This window comes from Candidatus Kuenenia sp. (genome assembly GCF_027493735.1).
Taxonomy (GTDB): Bacteria; Planctomycetota; Brocadiia; order Brocadiales; family Brocadiaceae; genus Kuenenia; species Kuenenia stuttgartiensis_A.
Genome location: NZ_JAOSKF010000004.1, coordinates 23,916 through 50,017 on the forward strand (window position 1 = coordinate 23,916; position 26,102 = coordinate 50,017).

At 41.9% G+C, this 26,102-nt stretch carries 22 protein-coding genes; 12 read left to right on the top strand and 10 right to left on the bottom strand.

Features of this window, described 5'->3' with window-relative positions:
* The first annotated feature begins 96 nt into the window (after positions 1-96).
* The gene (locus M5U24_RS03380; RefSeq protein ID WP_099324308.1) at positions 97-1,866 is read left to right on the top strand and encodes a menaquinone biosynthesis decarboxylase; all 1,770 of its coding nucleotides are present in this window, start codon (positions 97-99) and stop codon (positions 1,864-1,866) included.
* A 12-nt stretch (positions 1,867-1,878) separates the two neighbouring features.
* Here the strand turns inward: M5U24_RS03380 and M5U24_RS03385 are convergent, their stop codons facing one another.
* Both M5U24_RS03385 and M5U24_RS03390 read right to left on the bottom strand, forming a co-directional pair.
* Positions 1,879-2,610: a polyprenol monophosphomannose synthase gene (locus M5U24_RS03385; protein ID WP_157820394.1), complete on the bottom strand. Its 732-nt coding sequence runs from the start codon at positions 2,608-2,610 to the stop codon at positions 1,879-1,881.
* A gap of 76 nt (positions 2,611-2,686) precedes the next feature.
* Positions 2,687-3,877: an ArgE/DapE family deacylase gene (locus M5U24_RS03390; protein ID WP_099324306.1), complete on the bottom strand. Its 1,191-nt coding sequence runs from the start codon at positions 3,875-3,877 to the stop codon at positions 2,687-2,689.
* 369 nt (positions 3,878-4,246) lie between these two features.
* Here M5U24_RS03390 and ftsH point away from each other — a divergent pair, with 369 nt between their 5' ends.
* The 7 genes from ftsH to M5U24_RS03425 all read left to right on the top strand — a co-directional run bounded on the left by ftsH (position 4,247) and on the right by M5U24_RS03425 (position 14,840).
* Positions 4,247-6,124, top strand: a complete 1,878-nt coding sequence (gene ftsH, locus M5U24_RS03395) for an ATP-dependent zinc metalloprotease FtsH (protein WP_099324305.1) — start codon at positions 4,247-4,249, stop codon at positions 6,122-6,124.
* A 135-nt stretch (positions 6,125-6,259) separates the two neighbouring features.
* The gene (locus tag M5U24_RS03400; protein WP_230405760.1) at positions 6,260-6,757 is read left to right on the top strand and encodes a CBS domain-containing protein; all 498 of its coding nucleotides are present in this window, start codon (positions 6,260-6,262) and stop codon (positions 6,755-6,757) included.
* A 576-nt stretch (positions 6,758-7,333) separates the two neighbouring features.
* Positions 7,334-7,549: a hypothetical protein gene (locus M5U24_RS03405; protein WP_099324304.1), complete on the top strand. Its 216-nt coding sequence runs from the start codon at positions 7,334-7,336 to the stop codon at positions 7,547-7,549.
* Positions 7,542-8,588, top strand: a complete 1,047-nt coding sequence (locus tag M5U24_RS03410) for a DUF3326 domain-containing protein (RefSeq protein WP_099324303.1) — start codon at positions 7,542-7,544, stop codon at positions 8,586-8,588. The genes M5U24_RS03405 and M5U24_RS03410 overlap by 8 nt, the downstream gene beginning before the upstream one ends.
* 341 nt (positions 8,589-8,929) lie before the next feature.
* Entirely contained in the window at positions 8,930-11,260 is a 2,331-nt protein-coding gene (locus M5U24_RS03415; protein WP_099324302.1) for a hypothetical protein, read from the top strand.
* 221 nt (positions 11,261-11,481) lie between these two features.
* Positions 11,482-13,602, top strand: coding sequence for an acetate--CoA ligase alpha subunit (gene acs, locus M5U24_RS03420; protein ID WP_164994670.1), 2,121 nt, complete (start codon positions 11,482-11,484; stop codon positions 13,600-13,602).
* Between the two features lie 167 nt (positions 13,603-13,769).
* Positions 13,770-14,840 (top strand): phosphotransacetylase family protein, encoded by a 1,071-nt coding sequence (locus M5U24_RS03425; RefSeq protein WP_164994671.1) that lies wholly within the window; start codon positions 13,770-13,772, stop codon positions 14,838-14,840.
* Positions 14,841-15,297: 457 nt separating this feature from the next.
* Here the strand turns inward: M5U24_RS03425 and thiC are convergent, their stop codons facing one another.
* The 5 genes from thiC to truA form a co-directional block, all read right to left on the bottom strand.
* Positions 15,298-16,569 carry a phosphomethylpyrimidine synthase ThiC gene (gene thiC / locus M5U24_RS03430; protein WP_164994672.1) on the bottom strand — a complete coding sequence of 424 codons (1,272 nt, stop codon included), beginning with the start codon at positions 16,567-16,569 and terminating at the stop codon, positions 15,298-15,300.
* Positions 16,538-17,320 (bottom strand): pseudouridine synthase, encoded by a 783-nt coding sequence (locus M5U24_RS03435; protein ID WP_164994673.1) that lies wholly within the window; start codon positions 17,318-17,320, stop codon positions 16,538-16,540. Before M5U24_RS03435 ends, thiC begins: the two co-directional genes overlap by 32 nt.
* Before the next feature lie 130 nt (positions 17,321-17,450).
* Entirely contained in the window at positions 17,451-19,166 is a 1,716-nt protein-coding gene (gene recN, locus M5U24_RS03440; protein WP_164994674.1) for a DNA repair protein RecN, read from the bottom strand.
* Between the two features lie 54 nt (positions 19,167-19,220).
* The gene (gene metG / locus M5U24_RS03445) at positions 19,221-19,547 is read right to left on the bottom strand and encodes a methionine--tRNA ligase subunit beta (protein ID WP_099324290.1); all 327 of its coding nucleotides are present in this window, start codon (positions 19,545-19,547) and stop codon (positions 19,221-19,223) included.
* A gap of 141 nt (positions 19,548-19,688) precedes the next feature.
* A complete protein-coding gene (gene truA / locus M5U24_RS03450; protein WP_099324289.1) occupies positions 19,689-20,423 on the bottom strand; it encodes a tRNA pseudouridine(38-40) synthase TruA in 735 nt (244 codons plus the stop codon).
* Between the two features lie 379 nt (positions 20,424-20,802).
* Here truA and M5U24_RS03455 point away from each other — a divergent pair, with 379 nt between their 5' ends.
* The 4 genes from M5U24_RS03455 to M5U24_RS03470 all read left to right on the top strand — a co-directional run bounded on the left by M5U24_RS03455 (position 20,803) and on the right by M5U24_RS03470 (position 24,266).
* Positions 20,803-21,186, top strand: coding sequence for a RidA family protein (locus tag M5U24_RS03455; protein WP_099324288.1), 384 nt, complete (start codon positions 20,803-20,805; stop codon positions 21,184-21,186).
* Between the two features lie 109 nt (positions 21,187-21,295).
* The gene (locus M5U24_RS03460) at positions 21,296-23,041 is read left to right on the top strand and encodes a dynamin family protein (RefSeq protein WP_099324287.1); all 1,746 of its coding nucleotides are present in this window, start codon (positions 21,296-21,298) and stop codon (positions 23,039-23,041) included.
* A 32-nt stretch (positions 23,042-23,073) separates the two neighbouring features.
* Positions 23,074-23,550, top strand: a complete 477-nt coding sequence (gene ispF / locus M5U24_RS03465) for a 2-C-methyl-D-erythritol 2,4-cyclodiphosphate synthase (RefSeq protein ID WP_099324286.1) — start codon at positions 23,074-23,076, stop codon at positions 23,548-23,550.
* Between the two features lie 23 nt (positions 23,551-23,573).
* The gene (locus M5U24_RS03470) at positions 23,574-24,266 is read left to right on the top strand and encodes a hypothetical protein (RefSeq protein WP_099324285.1); all 693 of its coding nucleotides are present in this window, start codon (positions 23,574-23,576) and stop codon (positions 24,264-24,266) included.
* 280 nt (positions 24,267-24,546) lie between these two features.
* On the opposite strand, the gene serS is transcribed toward M5U24_RS03470, so the two are convergent.
* From serS to M5U24_RS03485, 3 genes are read right to left on the bottom strand one after another with little or no spacing between them, the layout of a single operon-like run.
* On the bottom strand, positions 24,547-25,467 hold the full coding sequence (serS, locus tag M5U24_RS03475) for a serine--tRNA ligase (RefSeq protein ID WP_320414766.1): 921 nt from the start codon (positions 25,465-25,467) through the stop codon (positions 24,547-24,549).
* Complete coding sequence (locus M5U24_RS03480; protein ID WP_298201560.1) at positions 25,409-25,591, bottom strand: hypothetical protein; 183 nt, start codon at positions 25,589-25,591, stop codon at positions 25,409-25,411. The genes serS and M5U24_RS03480 overlap by 59 nt, the downstream gene beginning before the upstream one ends.
* Positions 25,592-25,617: 26 nt before the next feature.
* On the bottom strand, positions 25,618-25,866 hold the full coding sequence (locus tag M5U24_RS03485; RefSeq protein ID WP_298201561.1) for a hypothetical protein: 249 nt from the start codon (positions 25,864-25,866) through the stop codon (positions 25,618-25,620).
* Positions 25,867-26,102: the final 236 nt, after the last annotated feature.

The window sequence follows — 26,102 nt, forward strand, 5'->3', positions numbered from 1 at the left end:
GGTTGTGCATCGAATTTTACCATTAAATATTTCGCCAGAAAGCACGCGCTGACGAATGGAAGTGTGCAAAATAAATTACGGATAAGGTACTAATACATGAAAATATATTCGTTACAGGACTTTCTTAAATACTTAGAAAAAAACGGTGAACTGATACGGATCAAAACTGAGGTAGATGCAAAACTTGAAGCCGCCGAAATCTCTATTCGTGCCCTGCAGCAAGGGCTTCCCGCCTTACTCTTTGAAAACATAAAAGATTCCCGGTTTCCCCTTGCAATGAACGTACTTGCAAGCGATAAACGGATAGAACTGGCATTGGGAAAACATCCCGATCAACTGGGTGAAGAACTCATCACATTCATGGAAGACGCAATGCCGCCTAAACCGAAAGTGTTTTTTAAGCATCCTGGAATTACAAAACGTCTCATCAGCACCCTTCCCAAAACAACGTTTTGGACAACATCGCAGGAGGTAATTCAGGGAACGGACCTCAATGGACTTCCCGTAATCACCTGTTGGCCGGAGGATGGAGGCCCGTTTATCACGCTACCACAGGTTTTCACCTACGACCCCCGCAACGGAAAACGGAATGTCGGTATGTATCGCATGCAGGTTTTCGATGGGAAAACAACGGGCATGCACTGGCAGATACAAAAAGGCGGTGGCTTTCATTATTTCCAATCCCAAAAATCAGGGAAACCATTTGAAATCGCCGTAGCATTGGGAACTGACCCCGCCCTCCTGCTGGCAACGGTTGCAGCCCTGCCGGAGGGAATTGACGAGGTAATGTTCAGCGGTTTTTTACGCGGAAGAAGAACACGAATGGCAAAGGGAAAGACTATTTCAATACCTGTTCCCGCTGATGCCGAGTTTATTCTGGAAGGTACTGTCCATCTCACTGAATTGAGGATGGAAGGCCCCTTTGGTGACCATTTCGGGCATTATTCAAACGCTTCTGAATTTCCTGTTTTTCATATTAGCGCCATTACACACCGCAAAAACCCTGTTTATCCCGCAACCGTTGTCGGCAGGCCGCCAATGGAAGATAAATATCTGGGGAACGCAACGCAGCAAGTGCTTGGTCCCCTCATTCGCCTCATCCATCCTGAAATCAAAAACCTCTGGGCATATTACGAAGCGGGATTTCATAATCTGCTGGTAGTGTCCGTTGAAGAACGCTACAGGAAAGAGGCAATGAAAACAGCGCTCTCTATAATGGGCGAGGGACAACTCTCTCTGACGAAGTGTGTTGTAACTGTATCAGAAGAAGTTAACCCGCGTGATTTTCATGCAGTCCTCAGGGCAATCCACGAACATTTTGACCCTGCGTATGATTTTATCATGATTCCAAAGGTTCCGCTGGATACCCTTGATTTCACCAGTTACAAAATGAACCTTGGCAGTAAAATGATTATCGATGCGACAAGGGATGACACTGCAAAAAAACAGGTAGACCGAAAAACATCCCAAAATTTCGAAACGCTGCTAAAAGATATTGACAACAGGATAATCCATTGGAATCTACTGGGAGAGGCACTTCTCGTAGTTTCCGTAAAGGAGAATGGAAGAGAGGTGGTGCGTAATCTCACAAAATCGACGGGAATTACAGGCCCTGCCATTATCGCTGCGGTAAGCACTGACGTCGATATCTGCAATCTTGAACAAACGATCTGGGGCATATTTACCCGATTCGACGCCGAAAGGGATATTGTATTCACGGAAGAAAAACTGGTGGGCATAAGCCCCGTTTTCAGGGGGAAAATGGGCATTGACGCTACATGGAAGACAGGCTACCCCTCACCGCTTGTCATGCCGGATGAGGTTGTTGACCGGGTAAATAAAAATTGGGATGCTTACTGGAAATAATCGATTACGTCTCTATATTTCCAGGCTTTTCCCCGAAGTCTTAAACAACAACCCTTTTTTGTGCAGTCGTTTGAATTTCAAAACCATAAGCAATGTTTTCAATAGTACTTTATAATTCAGTTTTGTTTCACCGTGGATTCGGTCTTCAAATTCTATAGGTATTTCCCTGATGGAAAACCCTTTCACATGAGCTTTGTAGAATACTTCAGATACAATGGAAGGGCCTGTCGAAATCATGGAATCCAACTGAATATCCTCCAAGACCTTTCTCCTGAAACATCGATAACCGGAAGAAACATCGTTTATTTTTAGTCCCAGTAAAATCCTGACATAGACTCCGGCGAGGAATGTTACCAGCCTGCGAACAATCCCTCTGTTTACATCCCTGCCTCCGCTCACAAACCTTGACCCGATTACCAGGTCAGCGTTCTGTATGGCATTAAGCATATCAGGAATATATCTCGGATGGTGTGAAAAATCAGCGTCCATTTCCACTACACACTCTGCCCCGTGATCCAGTGTATATTGAAAGCCGGCAACGCCCGCTGAACCTCTCCCCCTATTTGTTGTTCTCAGGAGCAATTCAACCTCCGGATGCATCGTTGCATATTTTTTCACTTCGCCGGCGGTGCCGTCAGGAGAGTTATCGTCAACCACTACAACATGCAAATCAGGAATCTCCAGATGCAATATTTCCAGAATTAATTTCCCGATGTTTTCTCTTTCGTTATAAGTTGGTATCATTACGTATGTTTTCATGGTCGTATTATAAAAATATTATTGTAACTATTCAGTTGCCTGAACGGGCCTCGATTGTGCTTTACGTCAAAATATCCCATGAAATAAGTGCCATAATCTTTGCGAAATCGATTAATTCCTGAATACTTATCGACTCATTTGCGGCATGGGCCTCGTCATGGTCACCAGGCCCGAACCCCACGGCAGTAATACCCTTTTGTATAAGCTGTTTCGTCACCGTAGAGCCTGATTGCCCCATAGGCTTCGGTTTTGTCCCTAAGATTGCCTCCGTATGTTTTGTAATTATTTCTATAAGCGGGTTATCGACAGGAATGTTTGTAGAGGGCTGGTCAGACGTGATTTTTAATTCAAATCTTGCGGAATGCTGATCTTCGACCTCCTTCATAATGCTCCTTATGTCATTGATAATATCAGTAGGCGAATCTCCCGGCAAATAGCGCAGGTCTATTTGCGCCTTGCAGATGGCAGGCACCGTATTTGCTACCGTTCCGCCATGGATCGATCCCAGATTCATTGTTGGAGGGGAATGCAATGGATGAAAGGCATGTCTGAATTTGTAATGCCTGATTTGGTTTAAGAAGGCGATCATATTCCATACCGCATTTATACCCCTCTCCGGAGTGGAACCGTGTGCCTGCTTGCCAAATGAAGTTATTTCCAGAAACAATGCCCCCTTCTCCGTCACGTCAATCATTTGCATATTATTCGCCACGTCGGGGATAATGGCATAATCGGCATGTATGCCGCATTCATCAAGCAAATACTCCATGCCTAATGCTGAACCCCTTTCTTCGTCGGCAACACCTGCCAGCAAAAACAGGCCTTTTAGCCCGGATTCATTTTCCTTGAGATACTTTGCCACTGCCATCATAGAAGCCATTTGGCCTTTATTGTCAGAAGAACCCCTGCCAAAAATCCTCCCGTTTTTAACATGTGCGCAAAAGGGGTCGCTCTGCCAGCCATCGCCTGCAGGCACAACGTCCAAATGGCATGCTGCCAGCAATGAAGGGCGCTCCCTCGATCTTTCTCTTTCGCCAATATATCCAATAATATTTGTCCTGCTCTTCGTTTTTTCAAATATTTCGTAAGGAATCTTCAGCCGCTTGAAATATTTCTCCACTACCGAAACGGCCAAAATTTCATTGCCCGGAGGATTTTCGGTTTTTGTATTTATTAGTTTACACGCAAAATTTATAATTTCATTTGCTTCATTTTGCATGTATTTTTCAATGTCTTTTACCATATTATTCATTTAAAGTACTCCCTGTATAACAAAAGCCGTTCAAATTCATCTCTTGTCAAAACGAGACGGCAAGATACCACCAGGTAAAAAAACACTTATTCCTGAATCAGTTTGGTATCTTGAAAAAGGAGAAATAATTACAGATTATATGCAAAAAACATATTAAAATTCAATGTAATTGCTGGTAAACTATAGTGAGATTATTTTGCGAAATATATAAAGACACCAGGTTCATTGTTAGATATTTATTATTCATTACACGGTTAAATTAATCCGTAATTTTAACTTAGCGCTTATGTGTAAAATACCCTCGTTGGGTGAATAATTGCGAAAATTAAATGGTTGACAATATCACATATTCAGATAACATATAGTCTTATGAAAAAAGACCAGAAAACGAAATCTTTTACGCCGTCTCCGCAATGGAAAGTACTCATCATCTTCGCACTGTTTTTTATCGCCATATATATGCTTCAGCGATATTCCATTTCCACCTCAGTGCCTGTTCGTCATACCATTGCTTATAGTCAATTCCTGGAACAACTGGACGCGGGCAATATCTCTTCCGTTACCATAAAAAAATTACACATTGCAGGTCAATTCTATAACGAAGCGCTTATTCCGCTGCACAAAGACCAGGAACCAACTTCCGTAAAAGACTTTAAAACGCAACTGCCCACTTTCCAGGGAGAGGGATTGATAGAAAAACTCAGGAGCAGGCGTGTGGAAATACGCGTCGAATCTTCCGAAGAAGGCTCATTTTTCTGGCAGTTTCTTATTGGCATTCTTCCGTGGGTAATCATCATAGGCGTTTGGATGCTTGTAATGAGAGGTGCAAGGCAGGTGGGAGGCGGAGCGGGGGGACTCTTTACTTTTGGGCAGAGTAAGGCGACTCTTTTTGATGTAAAAAAGCCAAAGGTCACATACTGTGAAGTGGCCGGCATGGATAATGTGAAAAAGGAATTGACAGAGGTGATAGAATTCCTTAAAGATCCTGGCAAATTTGAAAAGATCGGGGCAAAAGTGCCAAAGGGCGTACTGCTTATAGGCCCGCCTGGAACGGGGAAAACACTCCTCGCCAGGGCAACTGCAGGAGAGGCAGGTGTGCCATTTTACAGCATCAGCGCATCGGAATTTATCGAGATGTTTGTAGGTGTGGGGGCAGCACGCGTCAGGGATATGTTTAAAAAGGCAAAAGACGCGCATCCGAGCATTATCTTTATTGACGAAATCGATGCCGTGGGGAGAACCCGCGGAGCAGGGTTTGGGGGTGGACACGACGAACGGGAACAGACATTAAACCAGCTTTTGTCAGAAATGGACGGCTTTGACCCTCACACGGAAGTAATTGTAATGGCCGCTACAAACCGGCCAGACGTGCTTGATCCGGCGCTTCTCAGGCCGGGCAGATTCGACAGGCAGTTGGTAATTGATAAGCCTGGATGGAAGGAACGTAGAAAAATCCTTGAAGTTCACGTCAGAAACAAGAAACTTGCCGATAAGGTTGATCTTGAGAAGATCGCCAGAGGAACCCCGGGTATGACGGGTGCAGACCTCGAAAATCTTGCAAATGAAGCCGCCCTTATCGCTGTGCGTAAAAAGAAAAAAACCATCAACAACGAAGACTTCGATGACGCGAGAGACAAGATACTTATGGGTACTGTCAGGGAAGAAATAATCAACGATTTGGAAAAACGTATTACCGCGTATCATGAGGCAGGGCACACGCTTGTATCAATCAAGCTGCCCGGAACAGATCCCATACATAAAGTAAGCATCGTCCCAAGAGGATTGGCAATGGGGGTAACGCAAATACTACCGGAAGAAGACCGTCACTATTATCCGAAACAATACCTGGTGAACAAACTCACCGTTGCACTTGCCGGACGATGTGCGGAAAAGTTGATTTTTAACGACGTAAGCACCGGCGCACAAAATGATCTCAAAGAGGCTACCGCACTTGCCGAGAAAATGGTTGCGCAATGGGGCATGAGCGACAAAATAGGCCCCCTTAGCCTTGGGCGGGGAGAAGATCATCCATTTTTAGGAAGGGAGCTCGCATTTCAAAAGCGTTACAGCGAGGATATGGCATGGCTTATGGATCAGGAAATACAAAAGATAATACTGGAAGCAGAGGCAAGGGCATCAGAAATTCTAAAAAACAACCAATCCTCTCTTGAAAAACTGGCAGAAGCACTCATTAAAGAAGAAACCCTTGAAAAAGAAGATGTGGAAAAAATACTTAATAATGCATAGCATAGCTACGCACTGCATGGAAAATCCCGACTAATTTTATGGTAATTTAAGACATACATTTTCTTTTACTTACAGTGCAGATGAAAAATATTATTTTTATAAAATCTTATTAAATTTCGAAAGGAGACAACTATTATGGTTACAGACGTTATTATGGCAAAGGATGTTATGAGGAAAACAATCACTGCGGCTAAAAAAGAAACACTTGGAAGATCTTTGGCCGAAAAATTATTGACCGGCAATTTTAGCGGAATGCCTGTCGTAAATAATAATAATGAGGTTGTTGGAATAATAACTGAATTTGATCTTATAAAAGCAATGGATCAGGGAAAAAGTCTGGAACAGGTAACGGCAGAGGATATCATGACCAAAAAGCCTATTTGTGTAGAAGAAGATACTACAATTGAAAAGGTGATTCATATAATGGCAAAGGAAGCGATTATTCGTATTCCCGTTGTCAAAGATATGGTCCCTGTGGGAGTAATCTCGAGGGGAGACGTTTTAAGATGTGTTTATGGTGTACTACGTCCGGAATTTGTCAGGATTAGCACCGAACATGGCAAAATGGAAGTTTTCACAGAATTCAAACAAACTCAATATAAAAGCGAAGACATTATCCATTCAGAGTCGTAGTGAATTTCACCGGTAATTTTCATTTCAATCAAAACGATGTTTTTTACATTGAAATTCCTAAATAGGCATCGTTAGAACCAGACAAGCATGAGATAAAAAATATGAAATACGAAACACGAAATCCGAAACAAATCCTAATGACAAAATGATTTGAAATTCTAAACAAATCCCAAAAAAACAAAATTTGAAATGACCAAAACCATAATAGTTGAGTGGTTTTGAACGTTTGTATTTTGAGTTTCTGTATTGTTTCGAATTTCGATATTCGAATTTAGATGCTTTGGTATATCGACAAAAAATTGTCGATATTTAGGCGCTAAGGCGCTGTAAATAAATTAACGTCTCACTTTGAAGCCTTGATTGCATGTTTCCAGAGCATGAAATTGATCTACTTGATACCTTTATTTATTTACAGTGCCTAAGTGCCTAATGAAGATACGTCAAATGCTTCGCCCCTATGTTTTCAAAAAACGACAGAGTACTTCTATCTCCTGAAAAACAACCCCTTTACTCTTTTTGCCATAGACTACAGACTACTTTTGTTTTTACAAGGCTTTATTGAAGGATAATATACGTATGGTAGTTTCAAAGAGAATAAAAATCCCCAGGAACGGCGTTGACTGCACGCAACTGCTTGAATACCTTCAGGAGCATTTCAATAATACACTAACAGGTGAAGTACTGAGATTTGCCATTGTAGAGGTAATCGGGGAAGACCTGATCGTTGACGCCGCAATTATGGTGAATGATACCGTGACGAAAAGAAAAACCGGCGGGGGTATACATGGCTAACCAGTTTGTTGTGGCGCACATTATCCCTACAGGCGTGGGGGCGGATATTGGCGGATACGTTGGAGATGCCACGCCCGCAACCAACATGATTGCGTCGATTGCCGATAAGGTGATTTCTCATCCGAACGTCGTCAACGGAGTTGTGCTTAACCTTGCGGGAAGAAACGTTCTCTACGTTGAAGGATATTCCCTGGATAGATTTTTCAAGGGTGAAGCGGAACTGAAGGAAGTGGAAAAGAATAAGATCGGGGTTGTGTTAGACAAGGGAATAGAAACAGAGGGATATGATCTGGCGGTAAATACAATCAACGCTTTGAGGACTGTCGGGGGAGTGGAAATAGTCTGCGTGCTTAAAACAAAAAAGGAGACGATGACGCAGGCGGTAAAAACAAAAAGTAATTCTTTCGTGGGAGAAATTGAACACGAACAGACGCTTATTGAGGCTTGCAGGGAAGCAATAAAGCAGGGCGCTCAGGCGCTGGCGATTTCGCTCAATATTAAAATTGATATGAAGGATTTAAAGGCATACTTTGATGGAAAAGGGGCAAATCCCTATGGAGGAGCAGAAGCCGTGGTTTCTCATCTGGTCTCTGCCACGTTTGGGTTGCCCGCAGCGCACGCCCCGTTATTGAGCAAATATGAAATTTACCGGGAAACGCATAGCGGAACGGTTGATCCAAGGGCGGCAGCAGAAGCAATAGGCCCTGCATATCTTGGAAGCGTTTTGCGCGGACTGGACAGGGCGCCCAGACTCGTTACACAGGGTGGGGATGTGAGAGTTAATGATGTCGATGCAATTATTCTTCCCTATACCTGCATGGGCGGTATTCCTGCCCTTGCCGCACAAAAATGGGGGATACCTATAATTGCGGTAAAGGAAAACACGACGGTGATGAAAGCCACTCCGGATATTTTACGAATGAAGAATGTGATCGTTGCAGAAAATTACTGGGAAACAGGCGGTCTCCTTGCTGCAATGAAGGAGGGCATTGACCCCCTGGAGTTAAGAAGACCCGTGAAAAAACTGACTATCGCCTAAGCTGGCATAGCCAGAATCAAATAAGCGAGAAATAAAAAATACGAAATACGAAATACGAAATACGAAACAAATCCGAATAATAAAGCATAAAATTTAAAACAAATCCAAAACATACAACAATTATGAAGCACGAAATGCAAGATACAAAAGAGGCATTTGATTAGAATTTCAAATCATTTTGTCATTAGAATTTGTTTCGTATTTCTGGTTTCGTATTTCGGATTTCACCAGTAAATATTTTGCCAAAAAGTGCAAAGAAATTACTGCGAAGGTAGTAACTGTGGACTGTAGAAAAACTTATTGCGCACCACATACGTCTCTATGAATAACACATCGCTTTCATGAAAAAAATAGTATTTATTATATTTGTTTGCTTTTCGTTAATCATTGCAGGCGCCGGCATTGCCGGATATATTTTCATTAGCAAACTAACTTCGGACGAGGCTATAAAAGGCAGGATATTAGACGCCTTTCAAAATCTTGGCGATATACATATTGAAAGGGCGCACTTTAATTTTGCAGAAGGTATTCTCCTCGAAGATATCTTCCTCTCCGGCAAATCCGGAATAATGCAGAACAAGTTTTTTAAATGCCAGAAGGTAGTAATCGAATATGATCTGAAACGTTTGCTTAAGAAAGAATTCAATGTTGTTAAAATTATTGCTATCAACCCGGAATTAACTGTAGAAAAACCCGCCGGCATTTGGGAACTTTTGGATGGTATAAAAGAAGGTTTTGAAAATGCGAATCTGCCCCTTTTTTCTGATGTATTACACAATGGAATTGAAGCCCGCGGTTTAAAAGTTCACATCAAGGAAAACCCTGAATTACGCAACCCGGAAATTAAACTCTCGGGAATCAATATTTCGTTTATGCCGTTTGCCGGTTCCTTCGAAAATATCACTGCCAGAGGAACCATCGCCGATGAACATATGGGGAATTATTCTTTCTCTATGAAAATGTGCCCGGACATACCAGCCCTGAGCATTACATTAGACGCGCATAATATGACCCTGAACGAAGAATTTCTCTGCCTGTTCCCTTTTTATGGAAAACATATATGGGATGAGTATCAACCGGAGGGAAAGGTCAATTTCTCCTGCATTGCCAGCTTTAACAATAAAAATAACCAGGAGAAAATTGACTATGACGTTACGATTCACCTCAACGCGCTGAATGCAATATATAAAGATTTGTCTCTCCCCGCTTCTAATGTGAACGGTGTCCTGAAGATGAGCAACAATACACTATACATCAGTAATATCACAGCATACATCAAAAACGGTGACTATACGTCACAGGTTGATCTGAAAGGAACCGTCAATCTTTCCGGTAAAGAAAAAATAATTGTGGCAAATGTTCCCAACCTTTTCATAAATAAACATTTTCTTGAAAATATCCCTCGTTTTGGTAAAGAAGTGTGGTCGAAACTCCAACCTACCGGCTTTGCAGACATAACATTTCAATACAGTGAAGGAGAGGATACAAATGGCAACATTTTTTTAGTGGCCGATTGCAAGGATGTTGCTGTCAATTCTCCGGAAATGCCATTTCCCCTGTCGTATATAAATGGCCCCATTAAATTCTGCAATAATATTATTCTATTAAAAAATACCAGTGGTTTTCTTAAATACGACAACCAGCACATCTTTATGGAAATAAATGGCATATATAACATAGAAACTGAAAGGAAAATGTTGAATGTTAACATCCCTAACGTAGTTGTTACAGAAAATTTTTTGAATATATTAAGCGAAAAAACCGCCATTAAGCAAAAGTTATGGGATATCCTTAACCCTCGTGGTAAAGCAAACCTTACGGTTGTTTTCCAGGGATTTAAGGAAGCAGAAAGAAACGATTATACGGTGGAAGTTAACTTAAAAGACTTTGAAATCAGAAACGATACGTATAAATTTGCCTTATGGGGAATTGACGGGAGGTTGGATATCAACAAAGAACAACTTTACAGCAAGCACATCAACGCTAATTGCTGGGGCGGGAACGTAGATGGCTCCATTTCCATTAAAACAAACACTGAGCCTTACAAATATGAAGGCGAATTGACATTTTCAAGAATCGTATTGGAAGAATTCGTAAAAAAATTTAATCTTGAAGGAAAACAGCTTTCAGGTATTCTCGACGGAAGGGTTAAGTACCATGGGTACGGCAGCGACCTGAAGGATTTTTATGCTGAAGGACAAATTAACATCACCAATGGATATCTTTCAGACATTCCTATAATTCTTAACATTTTCAAATTTTTCAATTTAAGACTACCCCAAAAGGAAACCTTTGATACCGCAAAACTCAATTTTTCCGTCAAAGACAATGTTGTTAATATTATCGAGGGCATTATTTCCAGCGATACGGTAGATCTTGTGGGAAAAGGCGACATTGGTCTTAATGGAACACTTGGCGTAACTGTTGTCACAGGTTTTGAGAAGGGCTTCTTTTCTCAACTCCCCTTAATTGGAAATTTATTCGATTTTGTTGTAGGCGGCGTACGAAAACAATTGACTGTTGTGGAGATTAAAGGCACTATCTCTGATCCTGAAATCCACCCGGTTCCATTTAAACCATTTCGGAAATCCATTAAAAACATGTTTGAAGTAATGCCCAATACAGAGAATAGTGCAAATAACACAACAATAAAAAACAGAACTTCTCAATAAGTTGGGGGAAACTACCCCTTGCTTACCTTATTAATGGGGAATACTGTACAGTCGGCAGTCGGCAATCTACAGTCCACAATCTGCAATCTGCAATTTGCAATTTGCCGGCTGTAGACTGTAGAAATTATTATAAAAACCTCAACTTATTTTCACTCTCGTTCCCAAGCCAGCGCTTGAAAACGAGCGTTTTAAATGCTGCATTATTCTATGGGACTATGACTATGACCACACTGAAACATTTTTTTTCTCCTAAAACGGTAGCCGTCATTGGCGCCTCGCGCGAAAAGGGCAAGGTTGGCCACGATATAGTAAAAAATCTGGTACAATACGGGTATCAGGGAACAATATACCCGGTAAACCCAAAGGCGGAAGATATTGTTGGTCTAAGAACATATGCAAACCTTAAAGATATCAGGGACACCATAGATATGGCGATTATCGTCGTACCCGCCCGATATGTGGTAAAGATTGTAGACGAATGCGCTGAAAAGAAAATCGATTCAATTGTAGTTATCAGCGCCGGTTTTAAAGAAAGCGGCATTGAAGGCGCTATCAGAGAAAAAGAACTTTGCCAGAAAATAACACGCCATGCTATACGGCTGCTGGGGCCGAATTGTCTTGGATTAATAGATACACAATCGTGCCTCAACGCCTCATTTGCCGCCGATATGCCGGAAAGGGGAAATATTGCCTTTTTTTCACAATCCGGCGCTTTGTGTACCGCAATTTTGGATTGGGCTGTAGTTGAATGTGTGGGATTTTCAAAGTTTGTCAGCATGGGAAACAAAGCAGATATTAACGAAGTAGACCTCATTAACGCAATGTATGAAGATGAAAACACGAAGGTGATTCTCGGTTATCTGGAAGGTGTTAAAAACGGCAAAGATTTTATTGCCACCACCGGAAAAATAACGAAAAAGAAACCTTTAATCGTAGTAAAATCTGGCGGTACTGCCGCCGGGTCCAAAGCGGCTTCTTCCCATACCGGCACATTGGCAGGATCGGAAAGGGCGTTTGATGCGGCATTCAAGCAATCGGGAGTGATTCGCGCTAATACGATCGAGCAGCTTTTTGATTATGCCAGAATGTTTAGTTTTCAACAATTGCCAAAAGGCGCGCGGGTAGCCCTGATTACCAATGCGGGAGGACCAGGCATTATTGCGACGGATGCAATAGAGCGGTCCGCATTAAAGATGGCTGAATTTTCCAAAGATACCATAGAAATATTGCGCCATTTCCTGCCGCCAATGGCAAATGTATATAATCCCATAGATGTGCTGGGTGACGCAAAATCAGACCGTTACCGGCTTGTTATAGAAAACGTCATAAAAGATCCGAATGTAGACGCCATTCTTGCAATACTCACTCCTCAGGCAATGACCGAAATAGAAAAAACTGCAGAAGCAATCTGTGAAATTGCAGGTTATGCGGACAAAACCATTGCAACTTCCTTTATGGGCGGCAAAAGAATTGAAAGTGCTCTAAAAATCATGTGTCAGAGGAAAGTGCCTAATTACCCTTTCCCCGAACGTGCAATCTACGCCATCGAGGCAATGTACCAATACACTTTATGGCAAAGCAAACCTGCGCCGGAAACAAAGAATTTTATTGTCAGAAAGGAACGTGTCAGTGCAATTTTTACACAAATGAAACAGAAGGAGGCTGCCTATCTAAGCGAAGAAGACGCCAAACAGGTGATTTCCACCTATGGCTTTACCATTCCTAAAAGCATTATCGCTACCTCTGAGACGGGCGCAGTAAAGGCGGCAGAAGAAATGGGATATCCGGTGGTGATGAAAATTTCATCCCCCGATATACTTCACAAATCGGACATTGGGGGTGTAATTATTGGGGTCAAAAACGAACAGGAGGTAAGAATCTGCTTTAGTGACATCATGCAAAAAGCAAGACGCCATATGCCGGAAGCCGATCTAAAAGGCATTATGGTACAGCAGATGATTACCGGCGGCAGGGAACTCGTCCTTGGCGTCTCACATGAACCACAGTTTGGCCATTTGATAATGTTTGGGCTTGGCGGCATTTACGTTGAAGCGCTTAAAGATGTAACCTTCAGAATTGCGCCGGTTGGCATAAACGAAGCGAGAGAGATGATACAGGAAATCCGTGCATTTCCGCTTCTTAAAGGCGTGCGCGGTGAAAAATCCGTTGACATCGATGCAATAGTAGAAAATATACTGCGGCTCTCCCAACTGGTGAAGGATTTCCCGGAAATAATCGAAATGGATATTAATCCGCTGGTGGTGTTCCCCAAAGGCGACGGCGCCATTGCAATAGATGTACGTATTGCCGTAAATGCTTCGGCAGCGAAAAGGGGAAATTGAAAAATTGCGATATGGTGGATTAGGGCGTTGGTTTTTACGCCGAATCCACCAATAATATTTACAGTGGATTTTCTATCGCTTAACGCATCCTGCATAAACATATTTGTTTGACTATACAATCATTCTTATTTTTCCAACATTTTTATACTTTCAGGTGAGGAGGGTATATGATACCTCTATTTATTGCATCTTTATCGCCCCTTTCCGGGAAAAATCTCATTTGCGCCGGCCTGGGTCTCAAGTTGAAAAAAGACGGGTATAACATCGGCTATTTTAAACCTGTCGGATTTTCGCCGGTTTTTGTGGATGATGTGCTTACCGACGAGGATGCCGTTTTCCTCTCCCGGGCGCTTGATGTAAACGAACCGCTACAGTCCATAAGCCCCGTTATATTTACGGAAGATATGTTACAACGCCTGGTGAAAGGCGAAAATCTTAATATTCGCGAAAAAACAATGGAGGCATTTCACATAGCCTCGTCCGGCAAAGACATCATGATTATCAGGGGCATCGGCAGGTTAACCTGCGGCACATGCCTTGGTTTTTCCGAATTGGATTTTATCACCGAAGTAAACGCAAAGGTAATATTTGTTGATAAATTCGAATCATACATTGAAATGCTTGACGGCTTCCTCTATGCTTCAAATGTATTGAAAGAGAAACTGCTTGGTGTTATTTTTAACCTGGTTCCGTCCGCCAAACTGGAATATATGAAAAACACCATCCAGCCTTTTTTAACAAAACATGGCGTAGATACTCTGGGAATTATCCGAAGAGACCCCTTGCTGAGAGCGACTTCAATTCGGGACATTGTGACCGCGCTTAATGGAAAAATCCTTTGTTGCGAAGAAAAAGCCGACGAGCTGATCGAACATTTTGTAATAGGGGCAATGAACCTTGAAAGCGCCATACAGCACTTCAAAAAGATATCGGACAAGGCGGTTATAACGGGAGGCGACCGCAGTGATATTCATGCCGCTGCCCTTGAAACTTCCACGAAATGCCTAATCCTTACAGGGGACCTCTATCCGAGCTATTCTATTTTAGGCCGCGCTCACGAAGCAAACATACCCGTAATCGTGGTACGCGCCGACACCGCAACTACCATCGAAACATGCGAAAAACTTGCAGACACCACGCAATTAAACAATATGTCTAAAATACAGCATGCATCGGGAATAATAGAGAAAGAAGTTGATTTTGAAACTATTTACAGAAAATTGGGGCTAACGAAATAACTATTCAGGCATACGTGTAAACAAAGAAACCACAGATTTCTTGGCGCGGCCTTTGGCCGCAACCAAATTCGAAATACGAATATCTAAATACAAAACAATTTCAAATGACAAAAACTCAATACTCCAAACTTTACGTAGGCATCATTTAATTAATGCCTTACGTTTGTGCAGCTTGAAAAACGAGCATAAAAAACAAGAAGTTGATGGATTGTAGTACAGATTAAAAAAGGGGGATTTGGTGAGTCCTCTCTATCAAGAGGAGATTAAGAGGTGTGTTATAAATTACGCTGAATAGTTACAATTTATTTATCATTTGCTCTGCTAACAGGAGGCGGGATTGAAGGTATAAAACGTTTGGTTCTGGTTACAAACCTGAACCTGCAAAGTACAAAGTACGATTTAAGAAGTACGATTTAAAATCCCAAATCCCAAATCCCAAATCGTACTTCGTAAATCCCTACGCATCTCCCAGTTTAAATACGCAATATTCCGCACACATAGAACACACATCTTCGTTTTTTGGTCTGCCTTTTTCCCGGATCTTTTTGGCTATGACAGGATCGATACAGGTATTAAACTGGCCTTCCCAATCTCTGTTTTTTCTATAGTGCGACATTTTTTTGTCCCACTCCCAGGCAGATTTAACCCCTTTTACCAGGTCTGCCGCATGGGCGGCTATCCGCGCAGCCATTACGCCGGTTCTGACGTCTTCCGGGCCGGGAAGGCTTAAATGTTCCGTCGGTGTTACATAACAGAGAAAATCAGCGCCTGCAGAAGCGGCTATAGCGCCTCCAATGGCGGAAGTAATGTGGTCGTAACCGGGAGCAATATCTGTGACAATGGGACCCAGCACGTAAAATGGCGCTCCCTTGCAAAGTTCTTTCTGTAATTGAACATGCGCCGTTATTTGATTCAGCGGCACATGGCCTGGTCCCTCAACGATTACCTGCACGTCTGCCTCCAATGTTCTTTGCGTAAGCTCGGCGAGTACGTTCAACTCATATACCTGCGCACGGTCAAAGGCGTCAGCCAATGCACCGGGCCTCAAGGCGTCCCCCAGGCTTATGGTTACGTCATATTCTTTTGCGATAGCCAATATTTCATCAAATTCTTCATAGAATGGATTTTCCTTTTTATTGTGTATCATCCATTCTACCAAAAAGGCTCCTCCTCTGCTTACGACGCCGCAAATACGTTTATCTTCGCGCAAATGTTTTAATACCCCCATTGTTGCGCCACAATGTACGGTTATAAAGTCAACGCCATCCTCGCAATGCAATTGTATGGCTTCGATCATATCCCGTGCGGTCATATCGTAAATCGCCTGCTTTCTTTTAATGGAATTTACAGCCGCCTCATATATTGGCACGCTGCCTATGGAAACAGAAGCAGATTCTATGATTGCTTTTCGAATGGTTCTTAATTCCCCGCCGGTGCTCAGGTCCATTACCGCATCGGCGCCCGCTTCTTCAGCGGCACGTAATTTTTCTAATTCTTTGTCGATGTCCGCATAGTCTGCCGAGGTGCCTATATTGGCATTTACCTTGGTTTTAAGGCCTGCGCCAATGCCGCATAATTTACGGGAATTCCGTTTATGGTTTACGGGGATGACGATCTTCCCTTCGGCAATACGCCCTCTTATATATTCAGGGTCGAGTCCCTCAATTCTTGCCACCTCAGCCATTTCTTTTGTTATATTATTTTTTCTTGCTTGCTGTAACTGTGTCATATCGTTGTTTTCCACTTTTTTTTTCAATAGGTTTTTTTTCCGTCATTGAGTAAAGACTTTTTATCTCCTGCTCAGTTAATTTCCTGTATTTGCCTACTTTTAAGTCCGGGTCGCATAAGGAGCCGATTTTTATTCTTCTCAGGGTTCTTACTTTGTGCCCGTGATCTGCGAGCATTCTTCGTATTTCTCTGTTTTTCCCTTCACAGAGGATCATTTCAAACCTGCTTTTTTTAAAACTGCGATGCATTTTTTTTATTCTGACGGGTTGTGTTTTACCAAAAGCCAGCCAAACCCCGGATTGTAATGCCGTAATAGTTTCATTTGATAAATATCCGTCAATCTCAATAAAATATGTTTTGTTCACCTCATATTTTGGATGAGACAGCTTATTGGAGAGTTCTCCGTCATTTGTGATGATAATCAGCCCTTCGCTTTGCTTGTCAAGCCTGCCAATGGTATAGAGTCTTTGTTTGACATTCTTTATTATATCAATTGCCCTTAGGCGGTTTAACTCATCGTAATTTGTGCACAAACAATCTTTTGGTTTATTTAACAGATAATAAATTTTAGCTTCAGGTCTGATCGGCATCCCGTCACAATAAATCACGCTTTTCCCGGCGTCTACCGTAGCGCCTAAAGCAGTAACTCTTTCACCATCGACAGTTACCCTGCCCGCTAAAATAACATTTTCGCATTCACGGCGTGACCCAATGCCCGCACTTGCCAATACTTTTTGTAAACGTTCCTGCATTTCAGAATTTCTTATAAATGATGCCTTAAATAATTAATCATAGTACTGTATTTTTTTATGCGTTAATAGTACCGTATGAACCGGGGAATCAGAAGTCAGAAGTCAGAAGCCTGCCCGCAAACCACTGATATTAATTTCCTGCCTTATTTTTTTTCTTTGCATCGCGCAGCATTTCCCTTGCCTGTTTTCTGGTGATGTCCGTTTTCTCCGCTCCTCTTATCATATCGGCAATCTCTTCTATACGGTGTTCGCCGGCCATGTTTTCAATGGTGGAGTATGTTTTCCCCGTTTTTACAAATTTACTTACTTTCCAGTGTTCGTCAGCGTAACATGCAATTTGTGGGAGGTGCGTAATGCAGATTACCTGATGTGATTTGGCAATGCTGCTTAATTTTTCTCCAATTACTTCGCCCATCCTTCCCCCGATATTTGCGTCAATTTCGTCAAAAACCAGGACGGGTGTTTTATCGACCCTGGCAAGCTGGTGTTTTAATGCCAGCATCACCCTGGAAATTTCTCCGCCAGAGGCTATTTTTCTTAGCGGTTTTAAATTCTCGCCAGGATTTGGAGAAATAAGAAACTCTATGTTCGATATCCCGGAACTGTTTGTTTCTAAAATAGAGACCCCTTCGTTGTCATCCAGGAAGGGAGATTTGATTTCTACCTGAAACCTGCCGTGCGGAATACCTAGATCCCCCAATTCCTTGTCGATCAAAGGTGCAAGTTTTTCCGCCACAGAGATGCGTTTTTTGTTTAATTCGCAGCCCTTTTGTTTCAGCAATGCTGTTGTAGCCGTCAGCTCCTCATCCAGGCTCTCAATGCTTGACCCTTCCTCTGACAGTTGTTTTAGTTTTGCCTCTATTTCATTTCGGTATGATAAAACATCGTCTATCGTGTTCCCGTATTTTGCTGTTAGTTTTCTGATGGTATCCAGTCGTTCTTCCAGAGAAGAGAGTTTTTGTGGATCATAACTGAAGTTTTCCTTGTATTTCCCCAGGGAAAAGGCAATGTCTTCAATCTGGTAAAGCGATTGGTTGTATGATTCGGAGACCTTTACAAGGTCTTCGTCAAATTTTGCAACCGATTGTAATTCGCGGGCAATCGATTTTAGCGTACCATACATGGCATCTGATGTTTCATAGAGTTGGGAATAACATGATGAGACGGCATTGTATATCTTTTCGGCGTTGATGAGAAGGCATCTTTCTTTTTCAAGTGCCTCCTTTTCTCCAACCCCGAGTTGCGCCTTATCTATTTCGTCTGCCTGGAAGGCATATAATTCGGTTTTTTCTATTCTTTCGCGCTGGTTTTTTTTAAGTCCTTCAAGCAATGCGGTCTTTTCTTTTATCTGTTTATGTAGGGATGAAAACTTTTCCCGGAGAGGGGAGATGCAGCCAAAATCATCAAGGATCTGCAACTGGTTCATTCCCTGCAATAATGTTTCATGTTCATGCTGACCGTGTATGTTTATTAATGATTGTCCAATCTCTTTGAGTATGGACAATGTGATAGGCGCATTGTTTAATCGGCATTTGTTACGTCCGTTGGAATCGATGCTTCTTTGGAGGAGAAGTTCTTCATCAATGTTTGTGTTATCCAAAGTCTTCCTGAAATACTCCAGCAAAGAGTCGTCCTTCAGGTAAAATTTGCCAACCACCACTGCCTCATCTTTGCCGTTTCGCACAATGTCCTGCGTAAAACGACCGCCAAGAATAAAATGTAAAGCGCCAATTACAAGAGATTTCCCCACCCCTGTCGCCCCGCTGAATACATTTAATCTTTCACTGAGCGTAATGGTTGCTTTATCAATTAATACAAAATTGGAAATATATAATTCTTGCAGCACAGAACACTATACCATATTTCTGCAAAATAGGATTTTAGGATTTATTGTTGCGATTTATTGGATTCCTGAACCGGGTTGAACGTTTTTTTCTGTCGTTAAGATTGCTAATTTTTCTGCATCTTTTGCGGCAAGCAGCATACCCTGGCTTTCAACGCCCCGAATGACAGAGGGAGCAAGGTTGTTTACGATAACAATTTGTTTTCCGATAAGTTCTTCCGGGGTGTAATAGTTTTTTATCCCGGCAACAATCTGCCTTTCCTGGTTTCCATCGCCGGCGTCAATCTTTAATACTAACAATTTGTCCGCATTTGGGTGCGGCTCCGCATGTTTTATTACCGCAACTCGTAACTCTACCCGTAAAAAATCTTCAATTGATATCATCTGCAAGTCCTTTCAAAAATCTACATAACTATAGCCAATTTTAAAATTTATGTCAACGTAACATTTTACGAATTACGAATTACGATTTAAATCGTAATTCGCGTACTTCGTACCTCATTTATTCGGGTCAGACGCTACATATTAATATTTTACTTCTTTCATGCATAATCCTTTCGCAGGGGCCGTTGGGCCGGCGTCATCTCTGTTCCCGGTCTCTAAGAGTTTTCTTATAAGATAGACGTCCATTTTTCCACGTCCTATTTCCAGGAGTGTACCGACAATCGTTCTTACCATTTTGTATAAAAAGCCGTTTGCTTCAACTACAAAATAAATATATTTCCCCTCTTTCTGAATCTCCAGGTTCTTGATTGTCCGTATCCTGTCCTTATTATCCAAGGCCTTTGTGGTAAATGAAGTAAAATCATGGGTGCCGATAAGGTATTGCGCCGCTGTCATCATTTTAGAAAGATCTAATGGGAAGCCATACACATAACAAAAATTACGATTCAGGGAGGTTCTTAACCAGTCATTCAACACGGTGTACCGGTACACCTTAGACGTCGCACTGTATCGTGCATGAAAACCTTCTTCCATGTCGGCAACATCTTTTATTGTAATATCTTGTGGCAAGTGAAAATTTATTGCCCGTAATAGCTGTTTTGCAGGAATGGCAGAATACGTTTTAAAATTGGCAACCTGGCCAAGGGCATGTACTCCGGCGTCAGTCCTGCCTGCACCATGTATTTCCACCTCTTCCCGGATAACGGTCCTTACTGCATGGGTAAGGGTCTCCTGTACCGAAATGGCGTTTTTTTGCCATTGCCAGCCCGCATAATTAGTACCTTCGTATTCAATAGTAAGGCGTACGTTACGCATGAATATTTAATTAAAAAACCTTAATTGTGAGATAAAAGGAAATAAACAATCACATTTGCAGAAAAAATACTTTTACCGGTGCATGATAAAAAGATATACTTATTAAAAATTTGGAAAAATCGTAATGAAATATACACGAGCCTTCTGCGCACAAAGTTTATGTAAGTTATAAGGTTGGGTTGAGGCACAAAACCTAACCTTACCGGGCTAAATTCAGCAGAAGACACAAACCGGGAAGGATTGAAGCAAAAAAGACGTGTGTAATCAATGAAAAAACCGTGTTGTTTGCAAATCTATTTGAATAAAAAGGGCTTCCCATCTCCCCGATTTTAACATCTTCGCAGAGTGTACATCTTTCATTAATTAAGAGAGTAAATAAATGAAAAAAATGGTAATCTCAACAAAGGCTGCGCCTGCGGCAATTGGTCCATATTCCCAGGCTATTAAGGCCGGCAATCTGGTATTTGTTTCCGGACAAATTCCTATAATACCCGAAACAGGTGAAACATTACATGGCGATGCTGCGGTACAAACACGACAGGTTTTAAATAATTTGAGAAATATATTGGATGCGGCAGGTGCTTCTTTGGATAAGGTGGTAAAGACGACTATTTTTATGAAGGATTTAAATGATTATGCGGCGGTGAATGACGTCTATAAGGAATTTTTTCAAAATGAACCGCCAGCCAGAGCTGCGGTGCAGGTGTCCAGGCTGCCGAAGGACGTTGCTATCGAGATCGAAGCCATTGCAACTGCCGGCTGAAAAGAAATTGACTTGCATTGCTAAAATTGATAACATCAACCTTCGCAACAATTAACGCAAAGGTATTCCTTAATAACCATTTTTCACTTTACAGTATTTGATCCAATCTATGTTAAACATCACATCAAAGACACAGCGAAGAGATATCTATCCGGAAATAGTAAATTTGCTGGATAATTCAAAAAAATTCTTCGAAAGAATTGGTATTACAGAGATGGAGAAACGAGTAGAGGAAATGCGTTCTCAATTGGAAGAACCTTTCTATTTGCTGGTTGCAGGAGAATATAATTCCGGCAAATCCAGTTTTATCAATGCCTTGTGTGGTGAACGTGTCTTAGTGGATGGCCCGACCCCCACCACTAACAGAATTACTTTGCTGACCTATGGGGATAAAGTGGAAGTAAAGGAGGTAGGAGACCATTTATGCCGGGCAACATACCCGATGGAGGTTTTGAAAGATATTACCCTGGTAGACACGCCGGGAACAAATTCAATTATTTTAGAACACTCCGCACTAACGGAAGGTTTTGTACACAGGGCTGAACTCGTACTCTTCATTACCTCTGCCGATCATCCTTTTACCGAAAGCGAACGGCAGTTTTTGCAATTCTTAAAGGGTAAATGGGGACGTAAGGTACTTTTTATACTGAATAAAATTGATTTAAAGACGCCGAAAGAGCTTATTGATATTATATCGTTTGTGGAAAAAAATTGTTACCGGCTGCTGGGTTTTGAGCCAAAGGTTTTATCCGTTTCCGCAAAAGAGGCATACAAAGCACGAAGCGAAAATAATGAAGCGCTGCTGAAACAGAGCGGTATTGAAGAAGTTGAGGCGTTTATGTTTGAAAAACTTGACCTTGATACAAAAATAGATTTCAAACTCGTAAGCCCTTTAAAATATCTGTTTAATGTATTCACCGAACTACAACAAAGGCTTGGGGAAAAGGTGAATAAATGCAACACGGATATTAAAAATATTGAAAGATTTGAAACGCGCCTGAAAAACAAAAAACAGGATATGCAGGAGTACACGTTAAAATATAAAGATGAGATCAGGCTGGTATTCTCGCGATTAAAAGAAAAACTAGAAAATTTTTTAAACACTTATGTTACTGCCAGATCGGTTCTTATGTCAAAAATAGGAAGAGAAAAACTGAATGACCGATTTAAAAGAGAGGTGTATGGGCTTTTAAATCCGCAAACAGACCTCGACCGAATTATTGATGATGTAGTTGATTATGTGGCACGAAATAACCGTGCATTATGGGATATGGCCAGAGATCATGTTGAGAAGGAAGTTGGGTATGACCGCATGGCGGGGAATATAGTTAACGGGCATATTGAACGCCATTATGATGACCGCAAACATGAAATTGAAGTTGCATTAAAGACCCGTTCCAAAGAGTTTCGGGAATTGGATACGGAACGGGAATCTGAAAAACTTAATGGATTAGTGCAAGCAGGTTTTATCAGTTTTCTGCTCATCGAAACATTTGCTATAGGAATTGGCGTTGTGGGAATAATGATGTTTTCCTGGATCGCGCCTCCACCGGTAACGATAGGTATTTCTGTAGCACTGGCTTTTATAGGGTTAGCTATTTTCCCTCAAAAGCGTAAAACCTTCAGAAATGAATTTTTAAGGCGGGCAGACGCTATCTGTGAACGTTTTGTGGAGTTTATGAAGTTTGAGGTGAATAAGGCTATCGATCGTGTAATTGAAGATATAAGCAACAACATTTCATCTTATCGTGATCTCAGATGGACGGAAAGGGAAGAAACGACACGGCAAATTTCAGAAGTAAATGCATTGTTGGAAAGTGTTAAAAACCTTATGCGGAAGAGCGGTCTTAGCTAAACAAAAAGTAAGTTAATGGGGAACTATTTTGTATGCTCTTTGGGATTGGATATGATATTCATCGTCTGGTCGAAAACCGGAAGCTTATTTTAGGTGGGGTTTCGTTTGATTACCATCTCGGCTTACTGGGTCATTCCGATGCGGATGTGGTTATTCATGCTATCTGTGACGCATTGTTAGGGGCTGCAGCTCTTGGCGATATTGGAGAACACTTCCCCGATACCGACGAAAAATGGAAAGATGTTTCCAGTTCGGTTATTCTTTTAAAAGTTGTTGATCTTTTAAAAGAAGGCAATTTTAAAATCAATAATATAGACGTCATCATACTAGCGCAAAAACCAAAAATAGGCTTGAGAAAACAGGAAATGAGACAGTATATAGCACAATTGTTACATTTAAATACAAACAGGGTAAACATAAAGGCAACAACAATGGAAGGTGTAGATGCAATTGGCCGCGGGGAAGCGATCGCAGCACAAGCAATAGCGGGTTTACACGAAAATACTTAATAAAATAATAAGGTTACAGTACTATGGCAATTTGGAAAAGAAAGAAAAAAGAAACAGAAAAAGACACTGCCGGTTCTGAAATCCAAAGGGAAGGCATTGAAGAAGACAACCCTACCCTTACCGATCCTGTTGCGGGAAGCGCAACCCCAGAAGAAGTTGCACTGAAGGAAACAGGCATTGAAGAACCATCTGAAGCAGAGGTTATGCAGAAAGAAGAAAACGCTGACCTTTCGGTAATGAAAAGTGAGGGTGTGGAAGAATCAGACTACACCCTTGCCGTTCCTGTTGCAGGAAGCACAACTTCAGAAGAAGTTACGCTGGAAGAAACAGGCATTGAAGACCTCCCCGAAATTCCATTTTTGCCCCGGGAAGATTTAAAAAACGGGGTTATTTTGCGTGATAAACAAATCTCCGGCAAGTTCGGAAAGGTATTTTGGGGATTAATCTCCATCTTTGTCCTGCCTCCTGCTTTAATGTTTGCGTTTGGAATCCTTATCATCGTATTTATGTTGATCTTCCCTATACTGGCGGTAATCCTTGTTACCTCTGTGCCTGTAATTTTTGTGACACTTTCTGTCCTGATAATTGCCTTTCCGGTAGTATTTCCTTTACTCGTATTGTTCTTGCTTATTACCGGTAAGGGACGGTTATTGGTTGCTTCTGAGGGAAGATGGATTGGGATAGAAATGTTTGGAAAGAGCTATTCCTTGAAATAAAGCTATGAAGGGTTCTGGGCTCCGGGGCATAAACGCTAAGTTAAAATTACGGATTAATTTATCCGTGTAATAAAATCTCCATATTCGCGTTTATTAGCGGCTATTTGCGGTTAATAAAGGAACCGCCAATGAACGCTAATAAACGCGAATAGATGCTAAAGAATAACGAATATTTTTTAGCCTATTGGACTCCGCGTAAAAAATATAAAAAACAACTTAGCGCTTATTAGGTTTGGAATTCACAGGTTTTCAACCGTGAACCTCACGAGGTTATACCGCGTTACGATTGATTTGCAATGATCCTGGTTTCTTTCATATAGGGCTGAAGGACGTCCGGAATCAGGATTGAACCGTCTTCCTGCTGATACGTTTCAAGGATTGCTATTACCGTCCTCGGCAACGCTAATCCGGAACCGTTTAAAGTATGTACATATTGTAGCTTGCCGTCTTCGTTGCGAAAACGCAAGTTAATGCGCCGTGCCTGAAAGTCTTCAAAATTGCTGCAGGAAGAAACTTCAAGATATTTATCTACTCCTGGCGCCCAGACTTCAATATCATAACACTTAGCGGCGGCAAAGCTCATATCCCCCGTACACAATTTCACCACCCTGTATTCCAGTCCAAGCAATTGCAGTATCTTTTCCGCATTAGCGAGCAGTGTTTCCAATTCACCATACGAGGTTTCGGGCCGCACCAGTTTTACCAATTCCACCTTATTGAATTGATGCACCCGCATGATGCCCCGAGTGTCCTTTCCATAAGAACCTGCCTCCCTCCGAAAACAGGGAGTATACGCGGTATAATAAATGGGGAGGTTTTTATACAGAAGGATTTCGTCCCTGTGAATGTTGGTTACGGGCACTTCCGCAGTTGGAACAAGAAAGAGATCTTCAGCAACGGCTTTTTTTTCAGACGCATGCGCGGTGTACATTTGTAATGTCCGATACATGTCGTCTTCCAGTTTCGGCAATTGCCCGGTGCCCGTCATGGACTTCCTGTTTACGAGAAAGGGGGGAAAGATTTCTGTATATCCGTGGTCACGGGTATGTATATCCAGCATAAAATTAAAGAGCGCCCGCTCAAGTTTTGCGCCAGCACCCTTTAATAAAATAAAACCAGAACCGGTAATTTTAGCTGCCCGTTCAAGGTCGAGAATATCCAGCGTCCTTTCCCAGCTCCCAGTGCGGCTGCGGCGTAAAATGAAATGTTTTCCGCTCTCCCCAGTGTCTCACTATTTCGTTGCCAGAGGCGTCTTTGCCAACAGGTACATCCGCTGCCGGTATGTTGGGGATTCCAAGCAACAGGTCGTTAAGTTGGGATTCCATATCCCGTAATTCCCCATCAATGGATTTTATATCATCGCCAATCTTTTTGTTTCCTCAATGATAGCGGAAGCGTCTTGTCCGTTCTTTTTTAGTTCACTCACCGCCCTTGACTTTTCATTCCGTTGATTTTTCAACTGTTCGCAGATCTGAATCTTTTTCCTGCGTTGGGCGTCTATTTCTAAAATAGCATCAATGTTTACGGCAATTTCCTGTTTATTGGCAATTGCCTCTTTCACTGCGTTCACATTATTTCTTATGAAATGTATATCAAGCATATGTTTTGTCTCTCCTCTGGCGAATTGCTAAATTGAGAAGTGGATTATATGCCATCGCCTGGGAAAAATCCAAGGGTTTTCTGAACGAATGTAATAGAAGGATACTTCCCACATTAATTTTTGAAATATGGGAAGTGTCCCTCTTTTTTCGGTGTTCAAACTGATTTCGATCTAATTCAAAATACCCTGCTATTATTGCTACAATCGGGGCTTCCCGTTTTGTACCGTTTGTGTGT